This window comes from Geodermatophilus sp. SYSU D00684 (assembly GCF_054050455.1).
The window spans coordinates 35,084-51,199 of sequence record NZ_JBJGZI010000014.1 but is presented as its reverse complement, the minus strand read 5'-3'; the positions used below and the strand labels follow the sequence as shown (position 1 = coordinate 51,199).

The 16,116-nt window shown below is 76.4% G+C and carries 16 protein-coding genes; 9 read left to right on the top strand and 7 right to left on the bottom strand.

Annotated elements, in window-relative coordinates; translation table 11 throughout:
• Positions 1-92: 92 nt before the first annotated feature.
• Positions 93-1,046 (top strand): pseudouridine-5'-phosphate glycosidase, encoded by a 954-nt coding sequence (locus tag ACI79L_RS12045; RefSeq protein ID WP_456937016.1) that lies wholly within the window; start codon positions 93-95, stop codon positions 1,044-1,046.
• Positions 1,043-1,924, top strand: a complete 882-nt coding sequence (locus ACI79L_RS12040; RefSeq protein ID WP_456937086.1) for a carbohydrate kinase family protein — start codon at positions 1,043-1,045, stop codon at positions 1,922-1,924. The genes ACI79L_RS12045 and ACI79L_RS12040 overlap by 4 nt, the downstream gene beginning before the upstream one ends.
• 12 nt (positions 1,925-1,936) lie before the next feature.
• Here the strand turns inward: ACI79L_RS12040 and ACI79L_RS12035 are convergent, their stop codons facing one another.
• The 6 genes from ACI79L_RS12035 to ACI79L_RS12010 form a co-directional block, all read right to left on the bottom strand.
• A complete protein-coding gene (locus ACI79L_RS12035) occupies positions 1,937-2,296 on the bottom strand; it encodes a DUF3099 domain-containing protein (protein WP_456928674.1) in 360 nt (119 codons plus the stop codon).
• A 187-nt stretch (positions 2,297-2,483) separates the two neighbouring features.
• On the bottom strand, positions 2,484-3,077 hold the full coding sequence (locus ACI79L_RS12030) for an HhH-GPD-type base excision DNA repair protein (RefSeq protein WP_456937015.1): 594 nt from the start codon (positions 3,075-3,077) through the stop codon (positions 2,484-2,486).
• A gap of 83 nt (positions 3,078-3,160) precedes the next feature.
• Entirely contained in the window at positions 3,161-4,000 is an 840-nt protein-coding gene (locus ACI79L_RS12025; RefSeq protein ID WP_456937014.1) for an alpha/beta fold hydrolase, read from the bottom strand.
• A gap of 262 nt (positions 4,001-4,262) precedes the next feature.
• Entirely contained in the window at positions 4,263-5,903 is a 1,641-nt protein-coding gene (locus ACI79L_RS12020) for a LuxR C-terminal-related transcriptional regulator (RefSeq protein ID WP_456937013.1), read from the bottom strand.
• Between the two features lie 74 nt (positions 5,904-5,977).
• Positions 5,978-6,589 carry a hypothetical protein gene (locus tag ACI79L_RS12015; protein ID WP_456937012.1) on the bottom strand — a complete coding sequence of 204 codons (612 nt, stop codon included), beginning with the start codon at positions 6,587-6,589 and terminating at the stop codon, positions 5,978-5,980.
• Between the two features lie 104 nt (positions 6,590-6,693).
• A complete protein-coding gene (locus ACI79L_RS12010; protein ID WP_456937011.1) occupies positions 6,694-6,975 on the bottom strand; it encodes a hypothetical protein in 282 nt (93 codons plus the stop codon).
• Positions 6,976-7,337: 362 nt separating this feature from the next.
• On the opposite strand from ACI79L_RS12010, the gene ACI79L_RS12005 reads away from it, so the two are divergent.
• The 7 genes from ACI79L_RS12005 (at position 7,338) to ACI79L_RS11975 (ending at position 14,711) form a co-directional block, all read left to right on the top strand.
• Positions 7,338-8,423 (top strand): medium chain dehydrogenase/reductase family protein, encoded by a 1,086-nt coding sequence (locus ACI79L_RS12005; protein WP_456937010.1) that lies wholly within the window; start codon positions 7,338-7,340, stop codon positions 8,421-8,423.
• A gap of 18 nt (positions 8,424-8,441) precedes the next feature.
• On the top strand, positions 8,442-10,337 hold the full coding sequence (locus ACI79L_RS12000; RefSeq protein WP_456937009.1) for a glycoside hydrolase family 15 protein: 1,896 nt from the start codon (positions 8,442-8,444) through the stop codon (positions 10,335-10,337).
• Entirely contained in the window at positions 10,319-10,633 is a 315-nt protein-coding gene (locus ACI79L_RS11995; RefSeq protein WP_456937008.1) for a hypothetical protein, read from the top strand. Before ACI79L_RS12000 ends, ACI79L_RS11995 begins: the two co-directional genes overlap by 19 nt.
• A 271-nt stretch (positions 10,634-10,904) precedes the next feature.
• Positions 10,905-12,086: an AI-2E family transporter gene (locus tag ACI79L_RS11990; protein WP_456937007.1), complete on the top strand. Its 1,182-nt coding sequence runs from the start codon at positions 10,905-10,907 to the stop codon at positions 12,084-12,086.
• 109 nt (positions 12,087-12,195) lie between these two features.
• Positions 12,196-13,017 carry an MEDS domain-containing protein gene (locus ACI79L_RS11985; RefSeq protein ID WP_456937006.1) on the top strand — a complete coding sequence of 274 codons (822 nt, stop codon included), beginning with the start codon at positions 12,196-12,198 and terminating at the stop codon, positions 13,015-13,017.
• Entirely contained in the window at positions 13,014-14,138 is a 1,125-nt protein-coding gene (locus ACI79L_RS11980; RefSeq protein WP_456937005.1) for an anti-sigma factor RsbA family regulatory protein, read from the top strand. The genes ACI79L_RS11985 and ACI79L_RS11980 overlap by 4 nt, the downstream gene beginning before the upstream one ends.
• Before the next feature lie 150 nt (positions 14,139-14,288).
• Positions 14,289-14,711, top strand: coding sequence for a CBS domain-containing protein (locus tag ACI79L_RS11975; RefSeq protein ID WP_456937004.1), 423 nt, complete (start codon positions 14,289-14,291; stop codon positions 14,709-14,711).
• A gap of 11 nt (positions 14,712-14,722) precedes the next feature.
• Here the strand turns inward: ACI79L_RS11975 and ACI79L_RS11970 are convergent, their stop codons facing one another.
• Entirely contained in the window at positions 14,723-16,054 is a 1,332-nt protein-coding gene (locus ACI79L_RS11970) for an adenylate/guanylate cyclase domain-containing protein (protein ID WP_456937003.1), read from the bottom strand.
• Positions 16,055-16,116 lie beyond the last annotated feature (62 nt).

Genomic DNA, 16,116 nt, shown 5'->3' with positions numbered 1-16,116 from the left:
CAGGCTCAGGGACGTCTCCTGCGCGGGCGCCCCGGCGTCCTCCGGCGGAGGTGGTGGCCGGGCGCGACCGCCCCGCCCACCATGATGGCAGGGTGCCTCCCGAAGCTCCCCGCACCGAGCCCCGCCATGCCGCCGCCGCGCCCCTGACCCTCTCCCCCGAGGTGGCCGAGGCGCTCGACGCCGGCGCCCCCGTCGTCGCCCTGGAGAGCACGCTGCTCGCTCACGGCCTGCCGCGGCCGGACAACCGCGCCGCCGCCGACGACGTCGAGGCGGCCGTGCGGGCCGGCGGCGCGGTGCCGGCCACGATCGCGGTGCTCGACGGCGTGCCGCACGTGGGGCTGACGGCCGAGCAGGTCGACCGGGTGTGCGCCGACCTCGACCTGGCCAAGCTCGGTGTCCGGGACCTGCCGGTGGCGGCCGCGCTCGGCCTGTCCGGCGCCACCACCGTCTCGAGCACCGCGCTGCTGGCCGAGGCCGCGGGGATCGGCGTCTTCGCCACCGGCGGGCTGGGCGGGGTGCACCGGCAGTCGGCCGAGACCTTCGACGAGTCCGCCGACCTCACCGCGCTGTCGCGCACCTCGCTGGCCGTGGTCTGCGCCGGCGTGAAGTCCATCCTCGACGTCCCGGCGACGCTGGAGCGGCTGGAGAGCCTGTCGGTCACCGTCGTCGGCTACGGCACCCGCACCTTCCCCGGGTTCTACGTCGCCGACTCCGGCGCGCAGGTGGACTGGGCGGTGGAGTCCCCCGGGCAGGCGGCCGCGGTGCTCGCCGCGCGGCGCGAGGTGGCGCCGGGCGCGGTGGTCGTGGCCAACCCGCTGCCGGCCGACGAGCAGCTGGACCCGGAGCTGCACGCCCGGGTGATCGCCGACGCCCTGGCCGCCGCGGAGGCCGCCGGGGTGCGCGGCAAGGCGGTGACGCCGTTCGTGCTCGACCACCTGCACCGGGCCAGCGAGGGCGCCACGCTCGCGGTGAACGTGCGGCTGGTGCTGCGCAACGCGGAGCTGGCGGGGCGGATCGCGGCCGCGCTGGCCGCCGCGGCTCGCTGAGCACCCGCCCGGTCGTCGTCGTCGGCGACCTGGCCACCGACGTCGTCGCCGTCCTCTCCGGCGGGCCGGCGCCGGGCTCGGACCGGCCGGCCGCCATCCGCACCCGCGGGGGCGGGGCCGGGGCCAACGTCGCCGCGCACCTGGCCGCGCTCGGGGTGCCGGTCACCCTCGCCGGGTGCGTGGGTGACGACCCGGCCGGCGCGGCGCTGGTGGCCGAGCTCGCCGCCGCCGGGGTGGGCCTGGCGGTGCGGACCGTGCCCGGCGCGGCCAGCGGGACGATCGTCAGCCTGGTCGAGCCGGACGGGCAGCGGAGCATGCTCGCCGACCGCGGCGCCAACCTGGACCTGCGGCCCGGCGACGTCCCGCCGCCGGTGCCCGGCGCCCACCTGCACCTGTCGGGCTACACGCTGCTCGACGCGCGCCCCCGCGCGGCCGGGCTCGCGGCGCTGGCCGCGGCCCGGGCGGCCGGCTGCACGGTGTCGCTGGACCCGGCCTCCACCGGGCCGCTCGCGGCGTACGGCGTGGACCGGTGGCTGGCCGACACCGCGGGCGTCGACCTGCTGCTGCCCAACGCCGACGAGGCGCGGCTGCTGTCGGGGTGCGCGGACGTCGCCGACGCCGCGCGGGCGCTGGCCGCCCGGCACGGCGCGGTCGCGGTCACCCTCGGGGCCGACGGCGCGCTGTGGGCCGCCGGGGGCGCGGTGCTGCACCGCCCGGCGCACCCGGCCCGGGTGGTGGACACCACCGGCGCCGGGGACGCGTTCACCGCCGGGCTGCTCGCGGTGTGGCTGGGCGGCCCGGACGCCGACCCGGCCGCGGCGCTGGACGCGGGGCTGGCGCGGGCCGCCGAGGTGGTCGGCCGGGCGGGGGCGCGCTGAGGACCGGCGGGCTCAGCCCTCGATGACGGTGCCGCCCTCGATGGCGCGCCGCCGGCGGGCCGGGTCGTCGAGGATCCGGTCGGGCTGCGGCGGCCTGTAGCGGTGGGCGTCGAGCTTCTTCTTCGGCGGCCGGTCGTTGGCCATGACGACGGCGATCCACGGCAGCACCGTGCCCAGGACGGCGAACACGATCGCCAGCCAGAGGATCTGGTAGGTCGCCGCGGCCAGCACCAGCGCGACGGCGCGCACGGCCATGGTCAGGACGTACCGCTTCTTCCGGGCCGCGTGCTGCTCGGCCAGGCTCGGCTCGGCCTGGGTGATCAGCACCGGCTCCGACCGGCGGGGTCGTGCGGACTGCTGGCTCGAGGCCACGGACACCCATCCCCTCCGCTGGACCGGGGGCCGGCGCTGTCGCCTCACGGCCGGGACCGGTCCCTGCTGGCCGACCCCGGGATCCCCGGTCCGGCCACCCATGGTGCCACCGGGACAGGGGCTGCGCAGGTACCTCCGCGGACGATCCCGGGCCACATCCAGCGTGTCGCGGCGGACTCCCCGCCGCCTACCCGGCGGCCTGCTCCGCCGCCTGCTTCGCCGTCTTCTTGGCGGCCTGCTTCGCGGCCCTGACCTCGGCCAGCGACTCCGGGCCGGTGATGTCGGCAACCGACCGGCGCGACCCCTCCTCGCCGTAGGAGCCGGCCGCCTCGCGCCACCCCGGCGGGGTCACGCCGTACTGCTTGCCGAGCAGCGCGACGAGGATCTTCGCCTTCTGCGCGCCGAAGCCGGGCAGCTCGCCGACCCGGCGCAGCAGCGTGGCGCCGTCCGGGACGCCGTCCCACAGGCCCTCGGCCCGGCCGTCGTAGCGGTCCACCAGCAACCGGCACAGCGCCTGGGCGCGCTGGGCCATCGAGCCCGGGTAGCGGTGCACGGCCGGCGGCCCCTGGAACCAGGCGAGCAGCCGGTCGGGGTCGGCGTCGGCGATCGCGGCCGCCGAGAGCGTGTCCACGCCCATGCGGTCGGCCAGCAGCCGCGGGCCGGCGAAGGCGCGCTCCATCGGGAACTGCTGGTCGAACAGCATGCCGAGGACGAGGGCCAGCGGGTCGCGGCTCAGGAACTCGTCGGCGGCCGCGTCCTGGGCAATGCGAAGGGTCGGCACCCGACGATCCTGCCCCACCCCACGCCCAGGGCGTCGCTCCCGTTGCACCGCACCACGGTCGACGGCGGGCGGGCACCCTCCGGTCAGGCCGGTACGTGGCGGCGCAGGGGCCGGGCCAGCGCGGCTCGCAGCGCGGCGACGGCGGCGTCCGGACGTTCCCAGCAGGGGTCGTCACGGGTGTCCTCGATGACCGCCAGCGGCCAGCCGAACCGGGCGGCCGCGGCCTCGGCGATCCGCAGCCGGTTCTGCAGGTCGTGCCGCCCCCAGATCATCGACACCGGCATCGGGAGGCGGGCCAGGTCGCGGCGGCGGATCGGCAGCACGCCGAAGGCGCTCACCAGCGAGAACACCGCCGATCGGCTGCCGGGCTGCCGCGCCCGGTCGAGCGCGTAGTCGGCGAAGGGATCCCAGCGCGGTCCCAGCTCCCGTCTCATGCCGTCGAAGTCGTACATGCAGCGGTCGAGGAAGCGGTCGCGGCTGCGTTCGGTCGGGTGAGCGAGGAACCCGGCCAGCGGACCGACGAACGACGGCGCGGGTCGGCTGACGGCCAGGCCGGTCGAGTCGATCAGCACGATGCGCTCGGTCGGCCCGCCGTCGACGGCGTGGCGCAGCGCGAGGGCGCCGCCCGCGAGGTGACCGACGAGCGCGGGCGGCCCGGGGCAGGTCTGCTCGACGAGGGCGCGCAGCCAGTCCAGCCAGCGCTCGGAGTCGAGCGGCCCGTCACCGGGTCTCCCCGAGGCGCCGTGGCCGGGCAGGTCGGGCACGACCACCCGGTGGGTCTCGCTGAGCGGGGGGACGACGCGGCCCCACAGGGCGGCGAACTCTCCGGGGCCGTGCAACAGGACGACGGTCGGGCCGTCGCCGCCCTCGAGGACGACGGTCGGGATGCCGGCCGCCTCGAGCCGTCGCTCGGTCAGCGGCACGTCTCGGACGGTGCCCGCACGGATGCCCGCGTCGGTGCGTGGCCGCGCCGGGTACGCGCCCGGGCGGTTCCGGTCCGTTCGGTCGGTGGATCGCATGACGGCCTCCTTCGGTCTCGTCGCGTTTCGGACGCCGTCGACGCTAGGAACCTCACCGTGTCGCCGGCATCGACCGGGAGGACCAATCCGGCGAGCCGCCGGCGTGGTCCGAACGGTCCACGGGCAGGCCCCCGTCGCCACCGGCGGGAACCTGCTCCCGCGGCGATCAGACGAGATCGTGCTGCACGGCGAAGGCCACCGCGGCCGCGCGGGAGGAGACCCCGAGGCGGCCGAACACGTTCTGCAGGTGCCGCCGCACGGTGTGCTCGCTGAGGAAGAGCGCGTCCGCGATCTCCCGATTCGTGCGTCCCTGTGCCACGAGCCGGAGGACGTCCAGCTCGCGCTCGGTCAGCCCGCTGGGCCGCGAGGGGGTCTCGGGGGACAGCCGGGCAGCGACCCGCGCCAGATCGTCGACCGCGCCCAGCTCCTCGAAGGTGTAGCGGGCGGCGTCCCACTCGAGGATCGCCCCGTCGGTGTCACCGAGGGCCGCACAGACCTCGCCGAGCAGGATGCGCACCCGCGCCGCCTCGTAGGGCACGAGCAGCTCACGCCAGTCCCGCCAGGCGCGGCGGAGGACGGGTCCGGCGTCCCGCGCCGCCCCCTCCGCCAGCAGGACGGATCCGACCGCGGTCGCGGCGATCGCCCGCAACCACTCCCCCGACTGCCCGTCCGCCACCGCGTCCAGCTCCTCCGCGGCCTCGCGGGCGGCGACAGTGTCGCCACACGCGCAGCGCACCTCGGTCGCCGCGGCCAGCAAGGGCCAGCGATCGGCCGTGGAGGTCGCTGTCACCAGCGCCGCATCGACCGCGGAGCGGGCCTCCGAGCTGCGCCCCTGGGCCAGGCGCAGCAGGAGCAGGCCGGGCTGCGGTGGATGACCGTGCCGGCTCGCCTGCCGGTAGCAGTCCTCGGCGTCCTCGTGCCGCCCTTGCCGCCGGTGCAGCTCGCCGGTCTCGTACCAGGCCATCCCGACGGCGGGCTGACCGGGGGGATCGGCCAGCCGCGCCCGCGCCCGGGTGATCTCCTGCATCGCCTCCGGCCAGCGGCCCTCCATCGCGAGCACCTGCGCGCGGTGCACGAGGCACTGCCCGCGGAAGGGCACGAGGTCCGGCTGGGCGGCGCACCACCGGGTGAGCACGCCCGTCCACTCCCGCGCCCGCTGCAGGTCGAGCGCCTGGTGGCAGGTCCGGACCACCGCGCAATAGACGATGCCGACGGTGATCGGTGAGACGTGGTCCGCCGTGACGGCGACCATCGCCTCGTCCAGGAAGGCCAGCCCGGTCTCGCGCCGGCCCCGCGCGACCATCGCCTGCCCGCTGCCGCAGACGCCGAGAGCGGTGACGTCCGGGTCGCGGAAGCGGGTGCCGACGGCGACCACCTGGTCGAACACCTCCGAGGCGGCCTCGCCGTCCCCGGACGAGAGGTGGTGCAGAGCCGCCGGGATCCGCAGCAGGCCCTGCTCCGCGCACGGCGGGTTCCCGGCCTCGGCGAGGCTGCGAGATGCGCGGGACAGCCAGCCCCCGCCGCGAGCGGGCTCGTTCCGGAGGAACAGGGCGAGGGCCAGCCAGAACGCGTCGCGCGCGGCCCGGCGGGGGTCGTCCGCGTCGAGGAGCAGCTGCACGCAGCGCTCCATCGCCTGCTCGTAGGCACCGTCCCGCCCGCTGAGATAGGCCGCCAGCGCCAGGCGTTCGAGGTCGTCCGCCCCCAGGTCGCCGTCCCGGTCAGCGGTGCGCAGTGCGTCGTAGGCACGAGCCCACTCCCGTGCGCGCACGGCGTCCCGCCCCGCCGCGACCTCATCCGCGAGCGTCATGCCGCTGCACCCCCGCCCAGGGAACCGCACCACGTCCGAACGGTCCAGGGCCCCGTCCCGTCTCCGGCAGATCGTCAGCCGGCCGCCGGCGGTCGCGCCGCCACCGTGCCGACGAGCGGCCACAGGGCGACGACGAGGGCGGCGGCGCCCACGATCAGCGCCGCCCCGAACGGGAGGAAACGGGACACGCCCGCCACGGTCAGCGCGCCGACGACCAGCGCGGTCGCCGATCGGCCGAGCACCCCGGCGCGCACGACGGCGCAGGCGACACAGGCCAGGCCGACCGCGAGGACCGCGGCCGAGCCGACCAGCAGCGGCCGGAACCAGGCGTCCAGTTCGAGCAGCACCGCCTCGGTGTCGGCACCGGCCAGGTCGGCCGCCAGCACCGCGAGCTCCATCGCCGGCAGCAGCGCGAACAGGGTGCTGCCGACGACGACGAACGGAACCGAACGACCGCTCCACCGCCACTCGCCACGACGCCGCAGGGCCGCACCGACCGCGAGGAACGCGAGTGCGACCAGTGCCGACGCGAGGGCCACCCCGAGGTGGGCGACGGACCACCGGGTCGCATCCACGGTCAGCGCCGCCGCGACGTCGTGCTCGTGCCGGAGGTCGGCGATGAACGGGTGGTGGACGAGGGCACCGAGCAGCACGACCGGCGCGACGACGACGGTCGCCGCGGCCACCCTGCGCCGCGCACGGCTCCACGACCCGGGGCCGGCCCCCGCCGAGCGCACTGGGGACGACGGCCCGGTGATGCCCGCCACACGTCCAGGGGACGTGCTGGCGGTCATGCCCGCACCCCCGTCACGATGCGGTGCAGCGGCCAGAACTCCGCGGACGGCGGTGGCCCCTCGGCGCCGGCCGCGCGCAGCGCGGGTGCGAGCTCCTCGCGCACGAAGCGGCGCGCCTCCTCCTCGCTCTCCCACACCTCGATCACCCGCCAGCCCCCCTGCGGCCCCGGCCCGGCCACGTGGACGCTCCCGCCGAGCGGCAGGTTCATGCCGGCCGAGGCCCGTTCGTAGATCTCCCGTGAGCCGTACGGGTTGTCGATGTACATGACGACGGACATTCCGGCCTCCTCGGATCCCGGGGGTGGTGCCTGGCGTCCACTGACGCTAGGAATGCCGGGGCGGCGGCACATCGACCGAAGCGACCAACCATCGGCGCCCGCCGGTGTGGTCGGATCGGACCATCCGACCCGGATGGCCGCGTCGCTCTCAGGGCACGTGCACCTCCGGCACGTGGACCTCCGGCACGTGGACCTCCGGCGGGCGGACGGGGTCGAAGGGCGGGTCGACTCGCGGCCTTCGTCTCTGGGCGCCGGCGCGCACCGGCGGCACCGTCGGGTCCAGGCATCCCACAGGCCCGGGTGCGAGCTCAGCCGAGGCCCCGCCCGCAGGCGTCGAACCGCTCCGGGGAGGCCTGAGATCCATGAAGCGCGTCATCGTCGACCACTTCGGCGGGCCCGAGGTCCTGCGGGTGGTGGAGGACCAGATCCCCCGACCGGCTCCCGGTGAGGTGCGCATCCGGGTCCTGGCCGCGGGGGTGTCGCTGACCGACGCCCAGCTCCGCGCCGGGACCTACCTGGGCGTGCCCCGGCCGCCGTTCACGCCCGGCTACGAGGTCGTCGGCGTCGTCGACGACGTCGGCCCTGCCTGCTCGCGGCTGCACGCCGGGGACCGGGTGGCCGCGTTGACTGCCTACGGCGGCTACGCCGAGTACGTCTGCGTGCCCGAGGCGGAGGCCGTCGACGTGCCCGAGGGCCTCGACCCGGCGGAGGTGGTGGGGCTCGTCCTGACCTACGGGACCGCCTACCAGGTGCTGCACCGCAGCGCGCACGTGCAGGCCGGCGAGTCGGTGCTCGTGCACGGCGCGGCCGGCCGGGTGGGCGTCGCGGTCCTCGAACTGGGGGCGCTCGACGGGCTGCGCCTGTACGGGACCTGCTCCGCACGGGACCGCGCCGCGGTCGAGCGGCTCGGGGCGGTGGCGATCGACTACCGCCACGAGGACTTCCTGGCCCGGATCCGTGAGCTGACCGGCGACGGCGTCGACGTCGTCCTCGACGGCATCGGCGGCGCGACCTCGATCCGCTCCTTCCGCGCCCTGCGGCCGGGCGGACGCCTCGTCGTCTACGGCCACTACGCGATGCTGGCCCGCGGACGCTCGAGCCTGCGGCGGTGGGCCGCCGGCTGGGCCGAGTGGTACGGCACGACCGCCACCGTCACGCTGTGGGGCCTGCTCGACCCGCGTCGGCAGGTGACGGCCTACCGGATCCAGAGGTTGCGCGACAGCCGCCAGGTGCTGCCCGTGTCCGGCCGCCGGCCGGCCCGGCTGGTGGGGGGCGGCCCGCGGAACCCGCAGGAGTTCCGGGAGGACCTCGGCGTGCTGCTCGAGCTGCTCGCCGCCGACAAGATCCACCCGACCGTCGCCGAGCGCCTGCCGCTGTCCGAGGCCCGCCGCGCGCACGAGATGCTCGGCGAGTCGGCCGCGAGGGGCAAGCTCGTCCTGGTGCCGTAGCCGGAGAGGAGTGCCCCGATGGCGCTCGACACCCGGGCCGGCCCGGCCGTGAGCCCCGGTGGGGTCCGGCGGCCGCCGCGGACGCGCTACCTGCCCATCGCCGAGCACGGTCTCATCGGTGACCTGCACACCGTCGCGCTGGTCGGCACCGACGGGACGATCGACTGGTACTGCTGCCCGCGGTTCGACTCGCCGAGCGTGTTCGCGGCGATCCTCGACGCCGACCACGGGGGGCTGTTCCGCATCTCCCCCGACGGCGAGGACTGGACCTGCAGACAGCTCTACCTCCCCGACACCACCGTGCTCATCACGCGCTTCCTGACCCCCGGCGGAGTGGGTGAGGTGCACGACTTCATGCCACCGCCGCGCCCCGGCGCGACGGTGCACCGCTCCCGCCTGATCCGCCGGGTCCTCGCGGTGCGGGGGCAGATGCGCTTCGTCGTCGACGTCGCCCCGCGCTTCGACTACGCGCGCGCCGGCCACCAGGGCGTGCTGACCGCGCACGGCGCGCTCTTCCGCTCGTCCCGGCTGGCGCTCGGCCTCTCGACGAGCTGCCCGCTGGAACTCGTCGACGGCCGGGACGTCCGCGCGCGCATCGAGCTGCGGGCCGGGGAGACGGCCACGTTCGTGCTCGACCGCGTCGAACCGGACGAGCTGCCGGCGCGTTGCTCCGAGGCCGACGTCGCCGCCGCGTTCGACGCCACCGTGGCGTTCTGGCGCGGCTGGCTGCGCCGGTCCCGCTACGACGGGCGGTGGCGGGAGATGGTGCACCGTTCGGCGCTGACGCTGAAGCTGCTCACCTACGCCCCGACCGGCGCGCTCGTGGCCGCCCCGACCACCAGCCTGCCGGAGGTCGTCGGCGGCGCACGCAACTGGGACTACCGCTACACCTGGATGCGCGACGCCGCCTTCTCGCTGTACGCGCTGCTCAGGCTCGGGTTCACCGAGGAGGCCGGCGCCTTCATGCAGTGGCTGGAGGGCCGCGTCCGGCACGGGACCGGCCGCGAGTCCGGTCCGCTGCAGATCGTGTACGGCATCGACGGGCGCGCGGACCTGCCCGAGGAGGAACTCGCGCACCTGGAGGGCTACATGGGCTCGGCGCCGGTGCGCATCGGCAACGGCGCGGCGACCCAGCTGCAGCTGGACGTCTACGGCGAGCTGATCGACTCCCTCTACCTGTGCGACAAGTCCGGGCTGCCCGTCTACCAGGACGGCTGGGCCGAGCTCACCCGGACCCTCGAGTGGCTGATCGAGCACTGGGACCAGCCCGACGAGGGCATCTGGGAGACCCGCGGCGGCCGGCGGGACTACACCCACTCCCGGCTGATGTGCTGGGTCGCTGTCGAGCGCGCCATCCGGATCGCCCTGCAGCGCGGCCTGCCCGCCGACCTCCTGCGCTGGATGGCGGTCCGCGATCGCATCTACGGCCAGATCACCGAGCGGGCCTGGCACCCCGGCCGCCGCGCGTTCGTCCAGCACTACGACACCGACGTGCTCGACGCCTCCCTGCTGCTCATGCCGCTGTGCAAGTTCATCGCGCCCACCGACCCGCGGTGGCTCTCCACCCTGGACGCGATCACCGCCGAACTGGTCTCGGACAGCCTCGTCCACCGCTACGACGCGGACGCCTCGCCCGACGGGCTCGCCGGCAGGGAGGCCACCTTCTCGATGTGCTCGTTCTGGTGGGTGGAGGCGCTCGCCCGGGCCGGGCGTCTCGACCAGGCGCGGCTGGCCTTCGAGAAGATGCTCACCTACGCCAACCACGTCGGGCTGTACTCCGAGGAGATCGGGCTGACCGGCGAGCAGCTCGGCAACTTCCCGCAGGCCTTCACCCATCTCGCGCTGATCAGCGCCGCCTACGACCTGGACCGCCGGCTGGACGGGAGGACCTCGGCATGGAACCCGACGAGGTGAGCGCCCTGGTCGTCTTCGGCGCCACCGGCGACCTCGCGAAGCTGGAGACGTTCCGGGCGCTGGTCGGCCTGGTGGACCGGGACGTGCCGAGGGTGCCGGTCGTGGGGGTCGGCAGGAGGAGCTGGGAGCTGGAGCAGTTCCGGGGCGGTGCAGCGGAGTCGCTGCGGCGCAACGGCATCGACCCGGACGCTGATGGCGCCGAGCGGATGCTCGCCCTCCTGCAGTACGTCGACGGCGACCTCACCGACGACGCGACCTACGAGGCACTGGCGAGGACCGTGCCGACGGGCCGGTGACCACGGGCGGTCCGGGCGGCGAGCGGCACCGATGAGATCCACGCTGCCTCGCGTTCCTCGCCGCGGGTTCCCGGGCGGCATCCACCGGCGGTCACGAGCGACCAGCGCGGCGATGCGGATCGCCTCGGCGTCCGTGAGGCAGCCGAGGCGGGATCGACGCCGGACGTGAGCGCCGCTGCGGCTCCCGGCATCACCCGCCGGAGGTGAGGCGACCTCCCGAGTTGCTCCCTACCGTCGGCGTCCCACGACGCCGTTCGACCCCGGAGGCCCGATGACCGCGGAGGACGGCGGGCCCGGCGCCCCGGGCCGACGCGACCGACCGCTGTGGCTGACCGTCGTCCTCGGCGTGGCCGGTACCGCCGTCGCGTTCTGGGGCGTCCACGCCCTCCGCGGGATCCTGGGACCCGTCGCCCTGGCGTTCGTCCTCACCGTCGTGGCCCACCCGCTGATCGGTGCGCTGGTGCACCGCGGGATGCGGCGGGGGCTCGCGGTCGCGGTGGCCGTGCTCGTCGTCGACGGGGGGCTCGTCGCCTTCGCGCTCGCCCTCGCGGTCTCCCTCGGCCAGCTGGCGACCGTGCTGCCGGAGTACTCCGCGGAGTGGCAGGAGCTCCTGGACGGGCTGCGCTCCACCCTGGCCGGGTGGGGCGTCGGCCCGGAGCAGGTGGAACAGGCACTGCGCTCGGTCGGGCCCGAGGCGGTCACCGCGGCCCTGGGCGACGTGCTGTCGGGCGTCGCCGGGTCCCTGGCTGCGCTGTTCCTGGTGATGGCGACGGTCGTGTTCATGACCGCCGAGGCGGCCGGGGTGCCCGAGCGCCTGGCCGAGGTGCCCGGTACGGCACGCCTGCACGAGGCCCTGGGCGAGTTCGCCCGGAACACCCGGCGCTACGTGGTCGTGACCACCGTCTTCGGCCTCGCCGTGGCCGTCGTCGACACGATCGCCCTCGTCGTCCTCGGCATCCCGCTCCCCCTGCTGTGGGGACTGCTGTCGTTCCTGACCAACTACGTCCCGAACATCGGGTTCTTCCTCGGCCTGGCACCGCCGACGATCCTCGCGCTCGTGGTGGGCGGACCCGGCACGGCACTGCTCGTGGTGGCCGTCTACACCGTGGCCAACTTCGTCCTGCAGTCGTTGGTCCAGCCGATGGTCGTCGGTGACGTGGTCAGGCTCTCGGTGACCCTGACCTTCCTGTCCGTGATCCTGTGGACCGTCGTCCTCGGCCCGCTGGGGGCGATCCTCGCCATCCCGCTCACGCTGTTCCTCCAGGCCGTGCTCGTGGGTCAGGACCCGGCGCGTCGCTGGGCCAGGACCCTGCTGGCCGGCGCGTCGGGAGCCGAGCACGCCGGGCGGCGTCCGGCCGGGTCCGGGCGGCTCCGCGGACGGCGGGCGGCCGCCTCGCCGCGGGTGGCCGCGGCACCGGGGAGGGACGGCGCCGGGGAGGACGCGGGTGGCTAGGCGGCGCGGTCCGGTCTCCTCGCCCCCGCCGACGCCCGCGCCCACGGGCACCCGGCCGGACGGCCCGACCTGCCCTGCACGCCGCACCTGCCGCGCGTAGCGTTCATCCGTGGGCGTCGTCGGGGAGATCCCCGGCACCGGGTGCGGCGAGCACGTCCTGCAACTGCACCGGACCGAGGACGAGCAGCTGACCGGTCTGACCGCCTGGATCCGCCGCGGCCTGGACCTGGGCGACAAGGTCGTCTGCACCGGACCACCGCCGCGGCCGGAGGACTCGCTGGTCGCCGCGCTGGACGCACGGGGCGTCGACGCGGGCGCGGCCGTGCGGGAGGGGCGGCTCGTCGTGCTGCCCGCCGTGGACTTCTACGCCGCCGAGGGCCACGCCGCCGCGGTGGACCGCGCGCTGGCCGAGGGCTTCGCCGGGGTGTGGATGGCGGCCGAGGAGCGCGCCTGGCTGACCGCCCTCCCCCCGGCCGCCCACCGGCTCGTCGAGCAGCGGATGGACGAGCTGATCTGCACCCGGCCGGTGCACACGCTGTGCCAGTACCCGCACGCGGGCACGGCCGGCTCGCGGCTGGAGGAGGTGCTCGCCGTCCACCGGTCCGGGATGCGCGAGGCCACCTTCGCCACGACCCGGGACCTGGACGGGCTGGCCCTGCACGGTGAGGTCGACGGCACGAACAGCGACGTCTTCGAGGCCGTGCTGGCCGCGGCGAGCCGGGGCGCGTCGCGGGTGCTGTGGCTGGACCTGGCCGACGTCGCCCACCTGGACGCCGGTTCCTGCTGGCGGCTGGAGGACGCGACGCTCGCGTTCCGGCTGGCCGGCGGCCACGTCCTGCTCGTCGCCCCCCAGCCGCCGGTCGAGCTCATCCTGCGACTCATGGAGGTCGACGAGCTGCCGGGCCTGCACGTGCTGACGGGGCGGCCATGACCTCCGGCACCGGAGCGGGCTTCCGGCACGCCGCGCTGCTGTACGACTCCGTGGACGAGCTGCGCGCGGCGGCGGTGCCGTTCCTCGCCGACGGGCTGGCCGCCGGCGAGACGGTGGTGCTCGCCTGCGGGGAGGAGCGCGACGCGCTCCTGACCCGGGCGGCCGGCGGCGAGGACGGCGTCCTCCGGCTGCCGCCCCGGGACGTCTGGACCGGCTGTGCCCGCGCGCTGGCCGCCTGGCGCCGGCTCGTGCGCCGCTGCACCGCCGCCGGCGCCCCGCGGGTCCGGCTGGTCGCCGCCGTTCCCCCCGACCCGCAGCGGTGGGCGGAGTGGCACCGCTACGAGGCGGCCCTCACCCTGGCGCTGGCCCCGCTGCCGCTGACGGCCCTGTGCGTCTACGACCGGCGCGAGGTCTCCGACGTCGTGCGGGACGGGGTGGAGGAGACCCATCCCCTGCGGCTGACCCCCGGCGGGCTCGTGCCCGGTGACCGCCACGTCGAGCCCGCGACCGTGCTGCGCCGGTACGCCGCTGGCCCGGCGCCCGCGGCCCCGGACCGCCCGCCGACCCTCGTCCTGACCGGCCTGACCGACGCGAGCCGGCTACCGCAGATGCGCGCGCACGTGCGCGCCGCGCTGGACGGGGCGGACGGACAGGCGCAGTCGTACGGCCGGTTCGCCGTCGCGGTCACGGAGGTGCTGGGCAACGCCTTCCGGCACGGCACGCCGCCGGTCGCCGTCCGGGTGTGGACGACGCCGACCCGGCTGGAGTGCACCGTCACCGACAGCGGGGACGGCTTCGACGACCCGCTGGCCGGCTTCCTGCCCCCCGACGCCGGCACGTCAGCGGCCGGCGCGGGCCTGTGGATGGCCCGGCAGGCCTGCGACACCGTCGAGACCTCCCGCACCCCGACGGGGTTCGCCGTCCGCCTGGCCACCTCCCTGCCCGGGCCGGACGCCCCGCCCGGGTCCGCCCCGGGCGCCGCGTCCCCCGGGACCGGGCCCGACCGGGCCGCGACCGACCGGGCCGGGACCGACCGGGCCGGGACCGACCGGGCGGACCGGGCCCGCGCCGAGGCCCGCGAGCTGGCCCGCCGGCTGGGTGCGCGGCTCCAGCCGTCCTGATCGGAGCGGGCAGCGGCGGCCCCGCCTCCGGTGTCGGGCGGGGACCGGGCCCGGTGCTGCTGGTGCCGCGCCCGTCCTCGGGAGCAGACTCGTGCCGGGCCCCTGGAGGGCTCCCCTTCCCGCGGCGGCGCCGCTCGAGAGGAGGACCCGATGACCACGACCACCACCGGCCACGTCACCGTCGGCGAGGTGATGCGGCCCCCGGTGACGACGGTCGAGCGCGACGCCCACGTGGCCGCGGCCGCCTGGCTGATGAAGAAGCACCACGACAACGCGCTGGTCGTCGTCACCGACGGCGCGACGCAGGAGCCGGTCACCCTGGTCTGCGACAGCGACGTCGCCCAGGTGGTCGCCGACGGGCGGGACCTGGAGCAGGTGCGGCTCACCGAGCTGCCCCTGTCGGAGATGGTGCTGGTCGCGCCGGACACCCCGGTCGCCGACGCCGCGGAGCGGATGCTCGCGGCGGGCGTCGTCTACGCGCCCGTGGTGCAGGACCGCCGCCTGGTCGGGCTGGTCGACATCTCGGCCGTGTGCCGCGGCCTGCTCGCCGAGCGGCGGGCCGGCGGGGCCTAGCCGGGGCGCGCTCAGGCGGAGACGGCGAACAGCGGCCAGCTCCCGGGCACGCCGCGCAGGACGTGGACGCCGCGGTCGCCGAAGGCGAGCCCCGAGCCGACGACGAGGTCCCGGACCGTGCCGGAGACGAGCACCTCCCCCGGCGCCGCCTCCGCCAGGACCCGCGCGCCGATGTGCACCGCCAGGCCGCTGACCCCGCCGCCGTCGGTCCGCTCCACCTCCCCGGCGTGCACCCCCGCCCGCACCCGGAGCCCGACGGTCGCGGCCGCCTCGCGCACCGCGACCGCGCACCGGATGGCCCGCGCCGGGCCGGCGAAGGTGGCGAGGAGCCCGTCCCCGGCGACGTCGACCTCCGACCCGCCGTAGCGGGCCAGCTCCTCCCGCGCCAGGGTCACGAAGCGGTCGCGGATCGAGGCCCAGGCGGCGTCGCCGACCCGCGCGACCAGCTCGGTCGAGCCCACCAGGTCCAGGAACAGCACCGTGGCGAGGACGGTCTGGGCGGGCTGCCCCGCCGGGCGGGTGCCGGTGAGGAACTCCTGGATCTCGGCCAGCGGGGTCTCGGTGTCCCCAAGGAAGAAGAGGTGGTCGTCGCCCTGGAGCTCGACCAGCCGGGCGCCGGGGATGTGCCCGGCGAGGTACCGGCCGATGCCGATCGGGATCATCAGGTCGCCGCGGCGGTGCAGCACCAGGGTCGGCACCCGGATGGTGGGGAGCACGTCGCGCAGGTCGATGTGCGGGTAGAGCTCGAACATCCGGCGGGCCATCCCGGGGCTGGCGCCGAGCCGCTGCAGCGTCCCCCACCAGGCGCGCAGCGCCGTGTCGCCCCGGCGTCCGGGGGCCCAGGCGCCCAGCCCGGCCCCCTCCCCCCAGTGGTCGACCATCCCGGACAGCAGCGCCGTCATCACCGGCTCCTCCACCCCGCAGGGGAAGTCCGGCCCCCGGGTGATCCGCGGGTACGCGCCGTACAGCACCAGCGCCCGGGTGCGCTCGGGGTGCTGGGCGGCGAACAGCAGGGCCATCGCCCCGCCCTCGGAGACCCCGAAGAGGACCGCCCGCTCGGAGCCGGCGGCGTCCATCACCGCGGTGAGGTCCTCGACCCGCTCCTCGAGGCTGGCCGGGCCCGGCACCGGGTCGGACAGGCCGGTGCCCCGCTTGTCGAACAGGATCAGCCGGCTGAAGCCGGCGAGGCGCTCGAGGAACCGGCGCAGCGACGGCTCCTGCCAGTTCCAGTCGAGGTGCGAGATGAACCCGGGCGCGGCCACCAGGTCGAAGGGCCCCTCCCCGACCACCTGGTAGGCGATGGCGAGGTCGCCGCTCCGGGCGTACCGCGTCCTCGGCGCCACGGCGCAGTCTGGCACGCCGGCCGCCGGCCGCGGCACCCGCCGACCACCCGGGCCACGTGGCG